Below are 13,706 nucleotides of genomic sequence, written 5' to 3'. Positions count from 1 at the left end.
CTGCGACCCGGCTCCGTCACGCCGGCAGGGGTGACGGTGGCCCTGGCCTGCGGCCCTGCCTCTGTCCTCAGTCGCCGGACGGGCCGGTAGGCGCCCCGGGCCCGCCCGGCAGCCTTTCGCCCCCGGCAGCGGACAGGCTTGAAGCTTCCTGGGACCCGCTCCTGACAGTCCCTTGCCCTGAATGGCCGGACAGGTTTGGAGCTTCCTCGCGCTGCCCCGGCTGGAGGTGCGTCCTCAAGCGCCGGGCAGGCTCGATTTTCGGGCCTGCCCGGCATTTGAGGGCAGCGGCGGGCCGAAGGCCGACCCCGGGCACACATGAGGGGCGGCCGCAGAAATTGCAGCCGCCCCTCACCCAAGACTGTCCGAGGCCCTATTGGCCCTGCTCGTCACGGCGGCGCTGCCACCGCTCCTCGATCCGATTCATCACGGTCCGGCGTTGCCTGGGCTGACGGCCCTCGCCGCCGCCTCCGGCTGCCTGTCGCTCGCCCGGCTTGGGCGCCTTGCGCCAACCTGTGACCGCAAGGACCGCGCAGCCGAGCATGACGAGGAACCCCACCACGCTGATCCAGATCTGCTGGGCGACCATTCCGGCCATGAGGAGCGCGATACCCACCAGGAAGCCTGCGACCGCCTGGTAGACCCGTCGCCGGGTGTACGTACGCAGCCCGCTTCCCTCGAGCGCTGTCGCGAACTTGGGATCTTCGGCGTACAGCGCTCGCTCCATTTGCTCGAGCATTCGCTGCTCGTGCTCCGAGAGCGGCACGGAGTCCTCCTCGTCGTCGGCCGCGGGGGGCGGCCGGTATGCGGCCCTTCCAGGATAGGCAGGGAATCGCCCCCGTGAAACCCGCCCTCTTTGCCAATCAGCCCGTCCGGGCCGCCATGACGGCCCAGCTGCTGAGGCGTTGATTCCCCAACCTCCGATCCGTCATGCCGGATGGTGTCCCCCGATCATACGTGGCGAAGCCCCCGATCGGGCGTCCTGGGACGTACTCCATCTGCGGCTGCGTCCCTGATCAGCCGCGCTACAGCTGAGCTACCACCCGTCGGCGGCCGCGCACTCAGGCGCGCTTCGTGCCCAGAACGTGCAGCTGCGTCGCGACCGAGTGGAAGGCGGGCAGTTCGGCCGCGGCCGCCTCCAGCTTGAGCAGGGCCTCCATGGCACCGGGCTCGGTGTCCACCAGGACGCCCGGTACGAGGTCGGCGAAGACCCGTACGCCGTGGACCGCGCCGACCTCGACGTCCGCCGCGGAGACCAGCTCGGTGAGCTGCTCCGCGGTGTAGCGCCGGGGCATCGGGTCCCCGTCTCCCCAGCGGCCCGCCGGGTCGCTGAGCGCCTTCCGGGCCTCGGTGAAGTGACCGGCGAGCGCCCGGGCCAGGACCGCGCCACCGAGCCCGGCGGCGAGCAGGCTGAGCGCACCGGACGGACGGAGCGCCTCGACCGCGTTGCGCACACCCTCGGCGGGGTCGTCCACGTACTCCAGGACTCCGTGGCACAGCACCGCGTCGTAACCACCGGGCTCCACCACCTCGAACAGGCCGTGGATGTCGCCCTGGACCCCGCGGACCCGGTCGGCGACCCCGGCCTCGGCGGCTCGGCGCTCCAGGGCGAAGAGCGCGTTGGGGCTGGGGTCGACGACGGTGACCCGGTGGCCGAGACGGGCGACCGGCACCGCGAAGTTGCCGGTGCCGCCGCCGGTGTCCAGGACGTCCAGGGCGTCCCTGCCGGTCGCCTTGACCTGGCGGTCGAGGGCGTCCTTCAGGACCTCCCAGACCACAGCGGTACGGAGGGATGCGCGGGGGCGCAGCTGGTCCGACACGGCAGATGACTCCTCGGCACGGTGCCGCCACTGACGGCGGAGCGTGAACAGTGCAGGTGGTACAAGTGCTGTCCACCCTATTGCCTCGCGCCCCCGTCGCCGTCATCCTGCGTCGGGCCGCTCCCTCCGGGCCTGCGGGAGCACCGGCTGAAGCGCCAGCAGCCGCTCGACCAGGCGCAGGAACATCGCCGCGTCACGCAGCAGATCGTCGGCGTCCCGCCGGCTGGCAGCGCCCGGTATACCGGCTTCCGCGCGGGCCCTGCGACGGGCGCCGGAGGCGAACAGCGCGCTCCATTCGGTCAGCTCGGGGGCTATTTCCGGGAGAACCTCCCAGGCGCTGCGGATCCGCTCCCGGCGCCTCCGGGAGGTCTCGGGGCGGCCCCGCACGGCGAGCACGGCGGCAGCGGTGCGCAGCGCGGCAAGGTGGGCGGTGGCATACCGCTCGTTCGGCACATCGAGAACGGCGGCCTCGTCGAGGCCGGTGCGGGCCTGGGCGAGCAGATCGAGGGCGGCGGGCGGCGCCGCGGTACGGCGCATAACGGGATGGACATCGCTTGCCGGACCGGTCAGTGAGGGGGCAGGGCCGTCTGCGCGGCGCCGGGGTGCGGCTGCTGCGGACGAGTGGGCCATGACGAAACCTCCTGTCTCGTGCAACGGCTCCGTGGCCGTATGTATCCATCGTGAGGGGCACCACTGACAATCGGGCCCGCCCACCCCCTGACCTGCCGTTTTGCTTCGATCGCGAGTTCGGGATACTTTTTAGACTGACCAGTCAGTCTAAAAAGTAGGGGAGGGTCTGTGGACAGCCCGCACGGTGCAGCTGTCACCGCCGAGGATTTGGGGCTCGAGGGACCACGCGGCTGGGCCTTCCGGGGCGTGGGCATCAAGGCCGGGCCCGGCTCACTCGTGGCGATCGAGGGCCCGTCCGGCTCCGGCCGCACCTGCCTGCTGCTCGCCCTCGCCGGCCGGATGCGCCCCACCGAGGGCCAGGCGGAGATCGACGGACTGCGTCTGCCGCGCCAGATGGCCGCCGTACGCCGCATCAGCGCACTGGGCCCGGTGCCCGGGGTCAACGAGCTCGACCCGGCCTTCACCGTCGCCGAGCACCTGCGGGAGCGGGCCCTGCTGCAGCGCCGCTTCGACGGTTCGCTGCGCGCTCTGCTGCGTCCGCGCGCCGAGCGCATCGCCACCGCGCAGGAACGGATCGACGCGGCGCTGGACGCCGCCGGACTAGACCCCGCCGCCATGCCCAAGGCCGAGCGGACCTCCGTCCGGGATCTGGAACGGCTGGAGGCGCTGCGGCTGTCCATCGCCCTCGCGCTGATCGGCCGGCCCCGGCTGCTCGCGGTGGACGACACCGATCTCAAGCTCTCCGACGCCGAACGGGCCCAGGCCTGGGAGCTGTTGCGGTCCATCGCCGACAGCGGGACGACCGTGCTCGCCGTGTGCAGCCAGGCGCCCGAGGGCGCCGTCACCGTACGTACCGACACCACGGCCGCACCGGCGGACGCGCAGGACACCTCAGCCGAGGAAACCACGACCGAGGAGGGACCGGCCGATGCGTTCGCCGAGACTGGCCGCGCTTGAGCTGAAGCGTTTCGGCAGGGGAAAGCTGCCGGTCGCCGCACTGATCGCGCTCCTGCTTCTGCCGCTGCTCTACGGCGCCCTGTACCTGTGCTCCTTCTGGGACCCGTACAGCCGCCTCGACAAGATCCCGGTCGCGCTGGTCAACGACGACAAGGGCACCACCGCCGCCGGAAAGCACATCGCGGTCGGCGACGAGATCACCGGCGAGCTCCTCGACTCCAAGACCTTCGAGTGGCACGAGGTGAGTTCCGCCGAGGCGCACAAGGGCGTCGAGGACGGTACGTACTACCTCTCGCTCACCATGCCGTCGGACTTCAGCAAGCGGATCGCGTCCAGTTCGGGTGACTCCCCCGAGACCGGTGCCCTCCAGGTGCGGACCAACGACGCCAACAACTACATCGTCGGGCAGATCTCCCGGACGGTGTTCTCCGAGGTGCGCACCGCCGCGTCGACCACCACCTCACGCGGCTTCCTCGACCAGATCTTCATCAGCTTCTCCGACCTCCACGATGCGACGGCGGAGGCCGCCAAGGGCGCCGACGACCTCAAGGGCGGCATCGGCAAGGCGAAGAAGGGATCGCAGGATCTCGCGGACGGACTGAAGGACGCCAAGGCCGGCAGCAGCAGTCTGGCCGGTGGGATCGTCAAGCTGAACAAGGGCGCGGGCGACCTCGAAACCGGCTCCCGGCAGGTCGCCGACGGCACCCAGCTGCTCGCCGACAAGGTCAACGGGGTGGCGGCCGACGTCCGCCCGTTCCTGAAGGACAACGGCAAGTCCATCGGCGACACCGCCCGGCTGGTCGCCGACACCTCGCAGACCGTACGGGACAACCTCGACCTGATGGTGAAGGCGGCGCCCACCGCGGCCACCGCGGCCCACACGGCCTCCGACGAACTGGCCGAGGTCTACCGCACCACGTGCACGGAGCAGCCACTCGCCGACCCCACCGCCTGCCCGCCGCTGAAGCGCGCGAAGACCGCGGCGGCCGATGTCGCGAAGGTCGCCGACGATGTGAATGTGCTGGTCACGAACCAGAACGGCGATCTGAAGAAGCTGCGCACCCAGCTGACCACGCTGCAACAGCAGGCCAACGACCTCGCCGAGAGCGCGCCGCACCTGGACGAGGACCTCAAGTCCGCCGTGAAGAAGGTCAACACGCTCAACACCGGCGCCCACAAGGTCGCCAAGGGAGCGGACGAACTGCACACCGGCCTGGCCACGGCCAAGACCGGCTCCGCCGACCTGGACACCGGGGTGAGCAATCTCAAGAAGGGCGCGAACGACCTGGACGGCGGGCTGATCCGGCTCAGCGACGGTTCGGCCACCCTCGCCCAGGGACTCAACGACGGCGTCGGCGAGATCCCCGACTACGGCAAGAAGGACCGCGACGCGCGTACGGAAGTCATGGCCGACCCGGTACAGCTCGCCTCCAAGTCGCTGCACGCGGCCCCCAACTACGGGACCGGCTTCGCCCCTTACTTCATCCCGCTCTCCCTCTGGGTCGGTGCGATGGTGGCGTACATGCTGATCCAGCCGCTCAATCGGCGCGCACTCGCCGCCGGGGCCTCCGCGTGGCGGATCGCCTTCGCGGGCTGGCTGCCGGTGGCCGCCATCGGTGTGCTGCAGGTGGCCGCCCTGATGTCCGTACTGCACTGGGGGCTCGGTCTGCAGATGACCCGTGCCGCCGGAACGATCGGCTTCCTGGCGCTGGTCACCTGCTGCTTCGCAGCGATCGTGCAGTGGCTCAACGCCCGGTTCGGGGCTGCGGGACGGATTCTTGTGCTGGCGGTGCTGATGCTCCAGCTGACCTCGGCCGGGGGCACCTATCCCGTCGAGACCAGCCCCGGATTCTTCAACGCGATCCACCCCTACCTGCCGATGAGCTACGTCGTCGAGGGGCTGCGCCGGCTGATCACGGGCGGCGGGCTCGGTCCGGTCTGGCAGGGCTGCGCGGTGCTGCTGGCCTTCACGGTGGGGGCGCTCGCCCTGACCGCGGTCGCCGCACGCCGCAAGCAGGTATGGACCCTGGACCGGCTTCACCCGGAGCTGAGCCTGTGAGCACACCCGGACCTGTGAGAATCAGGGGCATGGAAAGCAGTAGCACCACGCGCCGCCAGGCCACCCGGCAGAAGCTCTACGAGGCGGCCGTGACTCTCATCGCAGAGAAGGGCTTCTCGGCGACCACGGTGGACGAGATCGCCGAGCGCGCCGGGGTCGCCAAGGGCACGGTCTACTACAACTTCAAGAGCAAGACCGAGCTCTTCGAGGAGCTGCTGCGCCACGGCGTCGGGCTGCTCACGGCATCGCTGAGCTCGGCGGCGGAGGAGACCGAGGGGAGCGGCGGCACCCGGGTCCAGGCCCTGGACGCGATGATCAGGGCCGGCCTGGTCTTCATCGACCGCTATCCGGCCTTCACCCAGCTGTACGTCGCAGAGCTGTGGCGCACCAACCGGGCCTGGCAGTCGACCCTCCTGGTGGTGCGTCAGGAGGCCGTCGCCGTGGTCGAGAAGGTGCTGCGCGAGGGCGTGAAGAACGGTGAGCTCAGCGAGGAGATCGACATCCAGCTGACGGCTGCCGCCCTGGTCGGCATGGTGCTGGTGGCGGCCCTGGACTGGCAGGCGTTCCAGCCGGAGCGGTCGATCGACGATGTGCACTCGGCGCTGTCGCTGCTGCTGCACGGGCGCGTCAGCGGGCGCTGATCCCCGAGGGGGCCGGCCCCCGCTGCCGGGACACCCCCGCCGCGGCCGCCCGCACCGAGGCACAAAGACGCCGGTCCGGCGAGGCTCGATCCCCCCGAGCCTGCGCCGGACCGGCGTCTGCTGTGCAGCCGGAGAACCTTCCCCCGTGACCCCCGTTTTCCCCCGTGGTCCCCGGGCTCTCCGTCGTGCCCCCGCTCCGGAAGGAGTGCCGCGCCCGTTCCGCCGCCCCGTGTCGGCGGTGCCGGTGCCGCGCCCCTCTCCGTGGGCTCAAGTCTCCCGTCCGCGCAGGTGGGAGCCCATCCGCGCACCTACTCATCTCGTTGCCTAGGTACGGATACTCAGGGCTGCGCACCGAACCCCACTCCGGGCCGATCGCCGTCTGGTTACGATCGCGTCCGTGTCCGTACTCCCTCTGGTGTTCACAAGCGGCTGGGCGAGCGGGATCAACGCCTATGCGGTGGTCCTGCTGCTCGGTGTCTTCGGCGCGACCGGGATCACCGACGAGGTGCCCGCATCGCTGCAGCGCACCGATGTCCTCGTCGTGGCCGGTGTGCTCTTCCTGTGCGAGGTGGTGGCGGACAAGGTCCCGTACGTGGACTCGGTCTGGGACTCGGCGCACACCGTCATCAGGCCGGTCGCCGGTGCCGTCGTGGCGGCGCTGCTGGCCGGCGAGAGCGGTTCGCTGCCGGAGCTCGCGGCCGGGGCCGTGGGCGGTTCCACCGCGCTGATGAGCCATCTGGTGAAAGCCGGCACCAGGATGGCGGTCAACACCTCCCCCGAGCCGTTCAGCAATATCGCGGTGAGCACGGCCGAGGACCTGGGCGTCGCAGGAATCGTCACGTTCGCGATATTCCATCCGCTGGCAGCTGCGGGCATCGCCGCGGCACTGCTGCTGCTCGGCATGGTGATACTGGTCTTCCTGGCCTCCCGGATCCGCCGGTTCCTGCGCCGCAGGGCCCAGCGCCGCGAGGAGAAACGCCTGGCCGGGACCGGTGCGCACTGGCCACTGGACTGAGTGTCGGAGGCGGCCGCTAAGGTCACTGACATGGCACGAATTGCGGTGATCGGCGCCGGGATGGGCGCGATGGCGGCGGCCGCCCGGCTCGCCGTGGCAGGCCACCGGGTGACGGTGTACGAGCGGTCGGAGACCTTCGGCGGCTCGGTCGGCCGGTATGTCCATGAGGGCTTCGCCTTCGACACCGGTCCCACACTGCTGCATCTGCCCGCGGTCTACCGCGACCTGTTCGTGAAGACGGGCAAGGAGCCGCTGGAGCGGTGCGTCACGATGACCCAGGTCGATCCGGCGAGCCGCCACATCTTCGCGGACGGCACGGCGGTTTCGCTGCCGAATGCCTCACGGGCCGGGGTGGTCGCCGCCCTGGACACCGCGCTCGGGGGCGGCGCGGGCGTGACCTGGGGCGAGTTCCTCGACCGGGCGCGCGATGCCTGGGACCGGTCCCGGCGTCCGCTGCTGGAGGAGCCGTTGCGCTCGGACTGGCAGGTGCTCGGCCGTGATCCGTATCCCGCGCTCCGGCAGCGCCGGCTGCTGCGCTCGGCCCGTCAGGCGGGCACGGTGACGGAGGTCGGCGCGTGGGAGCTCTCGGACCCCCGGCTGGCCGCCCTGTTCGACGGGTACGCCCTGTCGTACGGGCTCGACCCCCTGCGCGCCCCGGCGGCGGCCGCCCTGCTGCCGTACATGGAGGAGACCTTCGGCAGTTGGTATGTCTCCGGCGGGATCCGGGCCCTGGCGCAGGCGGTGTACGAGCGGTGTCTGGCCCGGAAGGTGGAGTTCGTCTTCGGCGGCGAGGTGGCCCGGGTCGTCGAGAAGGACGGCCGGGCGGCGGGCGTCGAGCTCCTGGACGGGACGGTTGCCGAGGCCGGCCATGTGGTGCTGGGGGCGCGTCCGAATCCGGACCTGGTGCCCGGTCAGGAGCTGTGGCGGGACGGCGATGTCGCGGTGCAGCCGGGGCAGGGAGTGGTGCCGGGCCGCTTCCTGGTCCTGCTGTCGCTGCGCGGCCCCCGGCCCGCGGATGCCGTGCACCGGACCCTGGTGCACCCGGCGGTCGGCGGGGCGGAGCGCGAGGCGGTGTTCGGCGGAAGGCTCGCCGACCGCCCGACGGTGACGGTGCTGCGCCCGGACGACCCGTCGACCCGCCCCGACGACGCGCACGAGGCGGTGACGCTGATGGCGACGGTCGCCCCGCACGGCGCGGTGGACTGGACGGACGCGGCGCTGCGCGAGCGGTGCGCCGAAGCATTGATCGAAGCGGCCGACGCAGCCGTGCCCGGCATACGGGAGCGGCTGCTCCACGCCGAGGTGCGGACCCCGGCCGAGACGGCGGCCGACACCGGCGCCGAGGGCGGCTCGGTGCCCGCGCCCGCGCTGGCCGGGGCGGGGGGCGCGTATCTGCATCCCGGCAATCGCACCCGGCTGCCGGGGCTCTACGCCGCGGGCGGCTGGTCTCATCCGGGTGGCGGGCTCGCCCACGCGGGGATGTCGGGGGCGCTGGTCGCCGGGCTGATCGTGGAGGGGGACGGGTTCCGGGGCTCCCAATGAGGGAGAGGCCGCCGGTCGGCGGTGCCACCGGGGTGCCGGGCACGTCCGATCTCGGTCACTCCCGCGGCACCCTGCTCCTGCCGGTCCGAGGTCAGTAGCGGTACTGCTGCTCGTTGTAGCCGGTGTCGTAGCCGTTCGGGTACGGGGCAGGCTGTGCGGGCTCCTCCGGAGGTGCGGGCGGGTACTGCTCGCCCTCGCGCTGCTGTGGCACCCAGACGCCGCCGGGCGGGGTGTCGGAGGCGTACTGCTGCTGGCCGCCGTGGCTGTCGTAGCCGTTGCCGTAGCTGTCGTACGCGGCGTGCTGCGTGGAGCCGCCGGTGGTGCCGGTCCCGATGTAAGGGTCGGAGTACGCGGCGTACTGCTGCTGGCCCGTGCCGTAGTCGTACTGCCCGGCGAACGAGTCCTGACCGGCGAACGAGTCCTGGCCGGGCGCCGCGTACGTGGAGTGGTCGGCGTAGGGGTCGTACGCCGCGTACTGGGGCTGCTGCTCGGGCTGCCGGCCCCGGTTCTGTCCCTGCTGCGACTGCGGGTGAACGCTGTAGACGCCGTACTGCCCGGTGTCGTCCGGCATCGGCTCCGGCTCGTAGACCGCGGCCCCCGGTGCCGTGGCATCCGCCCGCTGCGGGACCTGCTCGTCGTACTCCATCTCCAGGTCCGACACCTCGAGCGTGGGCCCGCGGCTGCCCCGGTCGCCCCCGCCCCGGCGGCGACGGCTCTCGCCGGGGCTGCCCCCTATCGCCCAGCCGGTCGAGAAGCCGCGCCTGAAGGACAGCGTGACGTACGTCTGACCGGTTGCGAACGCGATCGCGCCGACGGCGATGACGAACACGGACGGCATCAGTACGCCGACGACCACACAGCCGAAGCCCGCGAAGGCGAGCAGACGCCAGCGAAGGCGCGCCTTGTACTGCAGGAGCACCTCGCCGAGCAGCCACAGCGCGACGATTCCGAACGCGATATAGAGGACTGTCCAGCCCATGCCCGCCCCCTCCTACGGCCACCGCCCCGTGTCGTGGCGGGTACGGCCGGTCACGACTGCTTGTGCAGTCCGAGATTTTCGTAGATTTCGAGCGTCGCCGTCGAGTTGTTGAGCGTAATGAAGTGCAGTCCGGGCACACCCTCGGATCGCAGCCTCGCGCAGAACTGCGTTGCGAAGTCGATGCCAATGGAGCGTACAGCGGCGGGATCGTCCTTGGCGGCGAGGATGCGTTCTTTCAGCGCGGAAGGGAAAGACGCGTTGCTGAGCTGCGCAAACCGGTCCAACTGCTTGACGCTGGTCAGCGGCATGACCTCGGGGATGATCGGCGTTTCGCAACCCGCAGCGACCACGCGGTCACGCATCCGCAAATAGTCCTCCGGATTGAAGAACATCTGGGTGATCGCATAGTCGGCGCCGGCGCGGCACTTGTCCACGAAATGCAGGGTGTCGGTGTCCCAGTCGGCCGAGCGCGGGTGCATCTCGGGAAATGCCGCGACGCCGACGCAGAAATCGCCGGATTCCTTGATGAGCCGGACGAGATCGGCCGCGTACCGCACCCCCTGCGGGTGCTCGACCCACTCGCCCATCGGGTCGCCGGGCGGGTCTCCGCGCACGGCGAGGATGTTCCGGATTCCGGCGTCGGCGTACTGCCCGATCATGTTGCGCAGCTCGGCGACGGAGTGGTTCACCGCCGTGAGGTGCGCGACCGGGGTGAGGGTGGAATCGGCGGCGATCTGCTGGGTGGCCTTGACCGTCCCGGCCCGGGTGGAGCCACCGGCCCCGTAGGTCACGGAGACGAAGCTCGGCCCCACCGCCTCGACACGGCGCAGCGCATTCCAGAGGTTCCGCTCGCCCTTCTCGGTCTTGGGCGCCCAGAACTCGAACGAATACGAAGTCTTGCCGGTCGCAAGGAGCTCACGCACCGTGCGCGCGTGATCTGTCCTGGTAGAAGGTGTGCCAAGGGCCATACGGGCAGGTTAACCAGAGCGCGACGACCACAGGACCAGACCAGCGGTAATTGCCCGAATTGACTGGTTGTTTGTCCACCCTTCGGACATCTGGCCGGATCACGCTCCGGTGCGCGCCCGGACTCGCTTGGCCAGCTCGGCGGTGGCGGCGGCCGGGTCGGTGGCCTCGGTGATCGCCCGTACGACGACCACCCGGCGCGCTCCGGCGTCCAGCACCTCGTCGAGATTGCCCGCGTCGATCCCGCCGATGGCGAACCACGGACGCCGCTGGTCGAGCGAGGCGGCGTACCGCACGAGGTCCAGGCCCGGGGCGTGGCGGCCGGGCTTGGTCGGGGTGGGCCAGCAGGGGCCGGTGCAGAAGTAGTCCACCCCGGGCTCGGCGACGGCCGCGTCGACCTCGGACTCGGCGTGGGTGGAGCGGCCGATCACCACGTCCTCGCCGATGATGGCGCGGGCGGCGGGGACCGGCAGGTCGCCCTGGCCGAGGTGCAGCACATCGGAGCCGATGGCGTGGGCGACATCGGCCCGGTCGTTCACCGCGAGGAGGCTGCCGTGGCGCCTGCAGGCTTCGGCGAAGACCGTCAGGTGTTCGAGCTCCTCGGCCGCTTCCATGCCCTTGTCGCGCAGCTGGACGATGTCCACCCCATTGGAGAGGACGGCGTCGAGGAACGCGGAGAGGTCACCTTGGCGCCTGCGGGCGTCCGTGCACAGATAGAGCCGGGCATCGGACAGCAGCACGCGAGGCGTGGACATGATGCGGTTCCCCCTGGAGAGCGTTGCGGAGCGGCTGTCGGTACGGAGCGGGGGTACGGGCCGCGCACTGCTGCGCGGCCCGCCCCTCACATACGGCCTGCGGTCAGACGGCGAGCGCCTGGGCGCGGCGCTTCACCTCCGTGCCGCGATTCTCGCTCAGTGCCTGGGCAGGGGTGCCCGGCAGGGTCGGGTCGGGAGTGAAGAGCCATTCCAGCATCTCTTCGTCGGTGTAGCCGTCGTCCCTCAGGAGCGTCAGGGTTCCGGAGAGCCCCTTGACCACCTTGTTGCCGTCGATGAAGGCGGCAGGCACCTGGAGCGCCCGGTTCTCACCACGTCGTACGGCGATGAGCTGGCCCTCCTTGACCAGCTGCCGCACGCGCGTCACCTCGACATCGAGCATTTCGGCGATGTCGGGAAGGTGGAGCCAGGCGGGGACGAGAGCATCGATCTTTGCGTCAATCTCGGTCACAGGGACAAGCGTGCCATCCCGGACCGACAGCCGGTAGCCGGACTCAGCCCTTCAGGGCGTCGCGGACCACGTCCGCGACGCGGCAGTGGCTCTGCCGGTCGCGGGTGACCCAGCCGTGCGCGGTCGTCAGGGAGCGCGAGTAGCAGGCTCCGGTGTCCGTGGTGCCCCGATACTTCTCGGTCGAGGCTCCGTCGGCGGACTGGACCACACCACCCGTGCGGACGAGGTTGCCGGTCGAGTCCACGGTGTCGTCCGTGACCGCGTCCGTGTGCCACGCGTGTGCGGAGCCCTTACGGGACGTGTCGACGAGCACACGGCGCTGGGTGACATCGGCCCTTATGTCGTAGTTGTTGTAATCGCCGTACACCGGGATGTCCATGTCCACATCGATGGGGTAGGACCAGATGTGCCGCTGCGCGTCCGTGCGCCCGCGGGTCTTGGTCGTCACCGTGGTGGAACCGTGGTCACGCTGATGCATCACCTGATGGCTGCCCGTGCGGGAGACGTTGTCCGTGTTGGTGTAAGCGAACTTCTGCTCGACGGTGGTGGTGACCCGGCCCTTCGAGGTCTCGACGTAGCCCGAGATCTTCCAGGAGCGGCCGGTCGACACGGAGACGTCGGTGGAGCCGTCCTTGCCCGGGGTCTGGACGGTCTTCACGACCGGGGTGTGACTGAGCGTGTTGGTGGTCACCTTGCCGCTCGTGCGGGACGCGTGCGCGTCCGTGTCGAGGAAGAGCGAACCATCGACGGTCCAGCCGTCGGCCGCACCGTACGGGGTGATGCTGATGGCGTGCGGCTTGCCGTCGGCCAGCAGACCCGCGAAGGGGGTGAGGTCGATGTCGTACGCCTCGGTCTTGAACTGGTCGATGGCCGGGATCGGGCGCCACAGGGTCGGCACGATGCCGCCGGAGTACACCACGGGGTACGGCTGGGCGAGACCGGCAGGCTGTCCGTCCACCGCGACCTGCACCTCACGGTAGGGGCCGCCGCCGCAGAGATAGTCCGGAGCGGTTTCCGCCAGGTCGCTGGGGACCGCGTCGAACCACTGCTCGTCACAGCCGCCCCCGCGTGCGTAGACCTCCAGGCGCGCGTTGGTCAGATTGCGCGGGAAGGTGACCTCGGTGCGGGTGGAGCCGCCCTTGCCGACGTTCATCCAGGGGGCGCCGCCGGAGCCGGTGTCACCGAGTGGGACAATGCTGTCAGCCGTGGTGGCGGCCGGGTGGCGCTTGTCGGCCTGATAGTACGTGACCGTCAACTTGATCTTGTACACGCCGGTGTACGTCTCGTTGACGACATTGCCCAGTTCGAGCTGGAGCTTCTGCGGGTCCTTGAGGAGCGGCGCGAAGTCGGTGATGTCCTTGGCGACGTGCCAGCTGATGCCGTCGTCGTCGGGCTCGGCGGTGCTGGTGCGGAAGACCTCCGCGCCACCGATGAAAACCGCGGCGAGGCGGTCGTACTGACGCCCCTTCACGCTGCCCGACCAGTCGAGGACGACCTTGTTCCACGGCCCCTTGCACTTCTCGGGCGGGGTGAGCTTGGTGGTGTACGGCGGTCCGCCGAGGGTGTAGCCGAAGTCGTGGTCGACGGCCGTCACCGAGCAGTGCTTGGTGTCCGGGCGGGAAACCGGCGGCAGCGCGTCGATCGGGTCCTGGTAGTCGACAGCCGGGTTGGAACCGGGCTGGGGAGCGGTGCCCGCGTACGCCGGGGCGGCGAGTGCGCCTCCGACGAGGGCGATCGACGCCGAGGCCATGGAGATTCCGCGCAGCGCGCGGGCCCATCTGTGTCGAAACATGCGCATCCTTCGAAGAGACATGAAATGAGCACCCTAAAAGATGCACAGTGCACTAACTTTCGCCTCTCCCCAAGGGGTCGTCCA

Annotated in this window: 13 protein-coding genes; 5 read left to right on the top strand and 8 right to left on the bottom strand. The window is 70.4% G+C overall.

Features of this window, described 5'->3' with window-relative positions; genetic code table 11:
• Window positions 1-370: 370 nt before the first annotated feature.
• From NRF20_RS32675 to NRF20_RS32665, 3 genes are all read right to left on the bottom strand, one after another.
• The gene (locus NRF20_RS32675; protein ID WP_398629641.1) at window positions 371-763 is read right to left on the bottom strand and encodes a DUF3040 domain-containing protein; all 393 of its coding nucleotides are present in this window, start codon (window positions 761-763) and stop codon (window positions 371-373) included.
• 295 nt (window positions 764-1,058) lie between these two features.
• Complete coding sequence (locus NRF20_RS32670) at window positions 1,059-1,817, bottom strand: class I SAM-dependent methyltransferase (protein WP_398629642.1); 759 nt, start codon at window positions 1,815-1,817, stop codon at window positions 1,059-1,061.
• Between the two features lie 102 nt (window positions 1,818-1,919).
• Window positions 1,920-2,447, bottom strand: a complete 528-nt coding sequence (locus tag NRF20_RS32665; protein WP_398629643.1) for an SAV_6107 family HEPN domain-containing protein — start codon at window positions 2,445-2,447, stop codon at window positions 1,920-1,922.
• A gap of 168 nt (window positions 2,448-2,615) precedes the next feature.
• Between NRF20_RS32665 and NRF20_RS32660 the strand changes: the two genes are divergently transcribed.
• The 5 genes from NRF20_RS32660 to NRF20_RS32640 all read left to right on the top strand — a co-directional run bounded on the left by NRF20_RS32660 (window position 2,616) and on the right by NRF20_RS32640 (window position 8,661).
• The gene (locus NRF20_RS32660; RefSeq protein WP_413753788.1) at window positions 2,616-3,404 is read left to right on the top strand and encodes an ATP-binding cassette domain-containing protein; all 789 of its coding nucleotides are present in this window, start codon (window positions 2,616-2,618) and stop codon (window positions 3,402-3,404) included.
• Window positions 3,376-5,463: a YhgE/Pip family protein gene (locus NRF20_RS32655; protein WP_413753787.1), complete on the top strand. Its 2,088-nt coding sequence runs from the start codon at window positions 3,376-3,378 to the stop codon at window positions 5,461-5,463. The genes NRF20_RS32660 and NRF20_RS32655 overlap by 29 nt, the downstream gene beginning before the upstream one ends.
• A gap of 29 nt (window positions 5,464-5,492) precedes the next feature.
• Window positions 5,493-6,104, top strand: a complete 612-nt coding sequence (locus tag NRF20_RS32650) for a TetR/AcrR family transcriptional regulator (RefSeq protein WP_266361946.1) — start codon at window positions 5,493-5,495, stop codon at window positions 6,102-6,104.
• A gap of 397 nt (window positions 6,105-6,501) precedes the next feature.
• Entirely contained in the window at window positions 6,502-7,119 is a 618-nt protein-coding gene (locus NRF20_RS32645) for a DUF4126 domain-containing protein (protein ID WP_398629646.1), read from the top strand.
• Between the two features lie 30 nt (window positions 7,120-7,149).
• Entirely contained in the window at window positions 7,150-8,661 is a 1,512-nt protein-coding gene (locus NRF20_RS32640; protein ID WP_413753786.1) for a phytoene desaturase family protein, read from the top strand.
• A gap of 91 nt (window positions 8,662-8,752) precedes the next feature.
• Here NRF20_RS32640 and NRF20_RS32635 read toward each other — a convergent pair whose 3' ends face one another.
• The 5 genes from NRF20_RS32635 to NRF20_RS32615 form a co-directional block, all read right to left on the bottom strand.
• The gene (locus NRF20_RS32635; RefSeq protein WP_413753785.1) at window positions 8,753-9,640 is read right to left on the bottom strand and encodes a hypothetical protein; all 888 of its coding nucleotides are present in this window, start codon (window positions 9,638-9,640) and stop codon (window positions 8,753-8,755) included.
• A gap of 50 nt (window positions 9,641-9,690) precedes the next feature.
• Complete coding sequence (gene metF / locus NRF20_RS32630; protein WP_413753784.1) at window positions 9,691-10,608, bottom strand: methylenetetrahydrofolate reductase [NAD(P)H]; 918 nt, start codon at window positions 10,606-10,608, stop codon at window positions 9,691-9,693.
• 99 nt (window positions 10,609-10,707) lie between these two features.
• The gene (gene thiE, locus NRF20_RS32625; protein WP_398629650.1) at window positions 10,708-11,361 is read right to left on the bottom strand and encodes a thiamine phosphate synthase; all 654 of its coding nucleotides are present in this window, start codon (window positions 11,359-11,361) and stop codon (window positions 10,708-10,710) included.
• Between the two features lie 103 nt (window positions 11,362-11,464).
• Window positions 11,465-11,830: an Rv2175c family DNA-binding protein gene (locus NRF20_RS32620; protein WP_093893586.1), complete on the bottom strand. Its 366-nt coding sequence runs from the start codon at window positions 11,828-11,830 to the stop codon at window positions 11,465-11,467.
• Window positions 11,831-11,873: 43 nt separating this feature from the next.
• The gene (locus tag NRF20_RS32615; protein WP_413753783.1) at window positions 11,874-13,622 is read right to left on the bottom strand and encodes a peptide-N4-asparagine amidase; all 1,749 of its coding nucleotides are present in this window, start codon (window positions 13,620-13,622) and stop codon (window positions 11,874-11,876) included.
• Window positions 13,623-13,706: the final 84 nt, after the last annotated feature.

Origin of the sequence: Streptomyces sp. R-74717, assembly GCF_047305335.1 — a bacterium.
GTDB lineage: Bacteria > Actinomycetota > Actinomycetes > Streptomycetales > Streptomycetaceae > Streptomyces > Streptomyces atratus.
The sequence above is the reverse complement of the archived record's forward strand: the minus strand, read 5'-3'. Positions and strand labels throughout refer to the sequence as shown.

Excerpts from the sequence above, each read along its gene's own strand:
- thiE (WP_398629650.1), bottom strand. The coding sequence starts at position 11,361 with ATGTCCACGCCTCGCGTGCTGCTGTCCGATGCCCGGCTCTATCTGTGC.
- NRF20_RS32665 (WP_398629643.1), bottom strand. The coding sequence starts at position 2,447 with ATGGCCCACTCGTCCGCAGCAGCCGCACCCCGGCGCCGCGCAGACGGC.
- NRF20_RS32615 (WP_413753783.1), bottom strand. The coding sequence starts at position 13,622 with ATGTTTCGACACAGATGGGCCCGCGCGCTGCGCGGAATCTCCATGGCC.
- NRF20_RS32650 (WP_266361946.1), top strand. The coding sequence starts at position 5,493 with ATGGAAAGCAGTAGCACCACGCGCCGCCAGGCCACCCGGCAGAAGCTC.
- NRF20_RS32635 (WP_413753785.1), bottom strand. The coding sequence starts at position 9,640 with ATGGGCTGGACAGTCCTCTATATCGCGTTCGGAATCGTCGCGCTGTGG.
- NRF20_RS32655 (WP_413753787.1), top strand. The coding sequence starts at position 3,376 with ATGCGTTCGCCGAGACTGGCCGCGCTTGAGCTGAAGCGTTTCGGCAGG.
- metF (WP_413753784.1), bottom strand. The coding sequence starts at position 10,608 with ATGGCCCTTGGCACACCTTCTACCAGGACAGATCACGCGCGCACGGTG.
- NRF20_RS32640 (WP_413753786.1), top strand. The coding sequence starts at position 7,150 with ATGGCACGAATTGCGGTGATCGGCGCCGGGATGGGCGCGATGGCGGCG.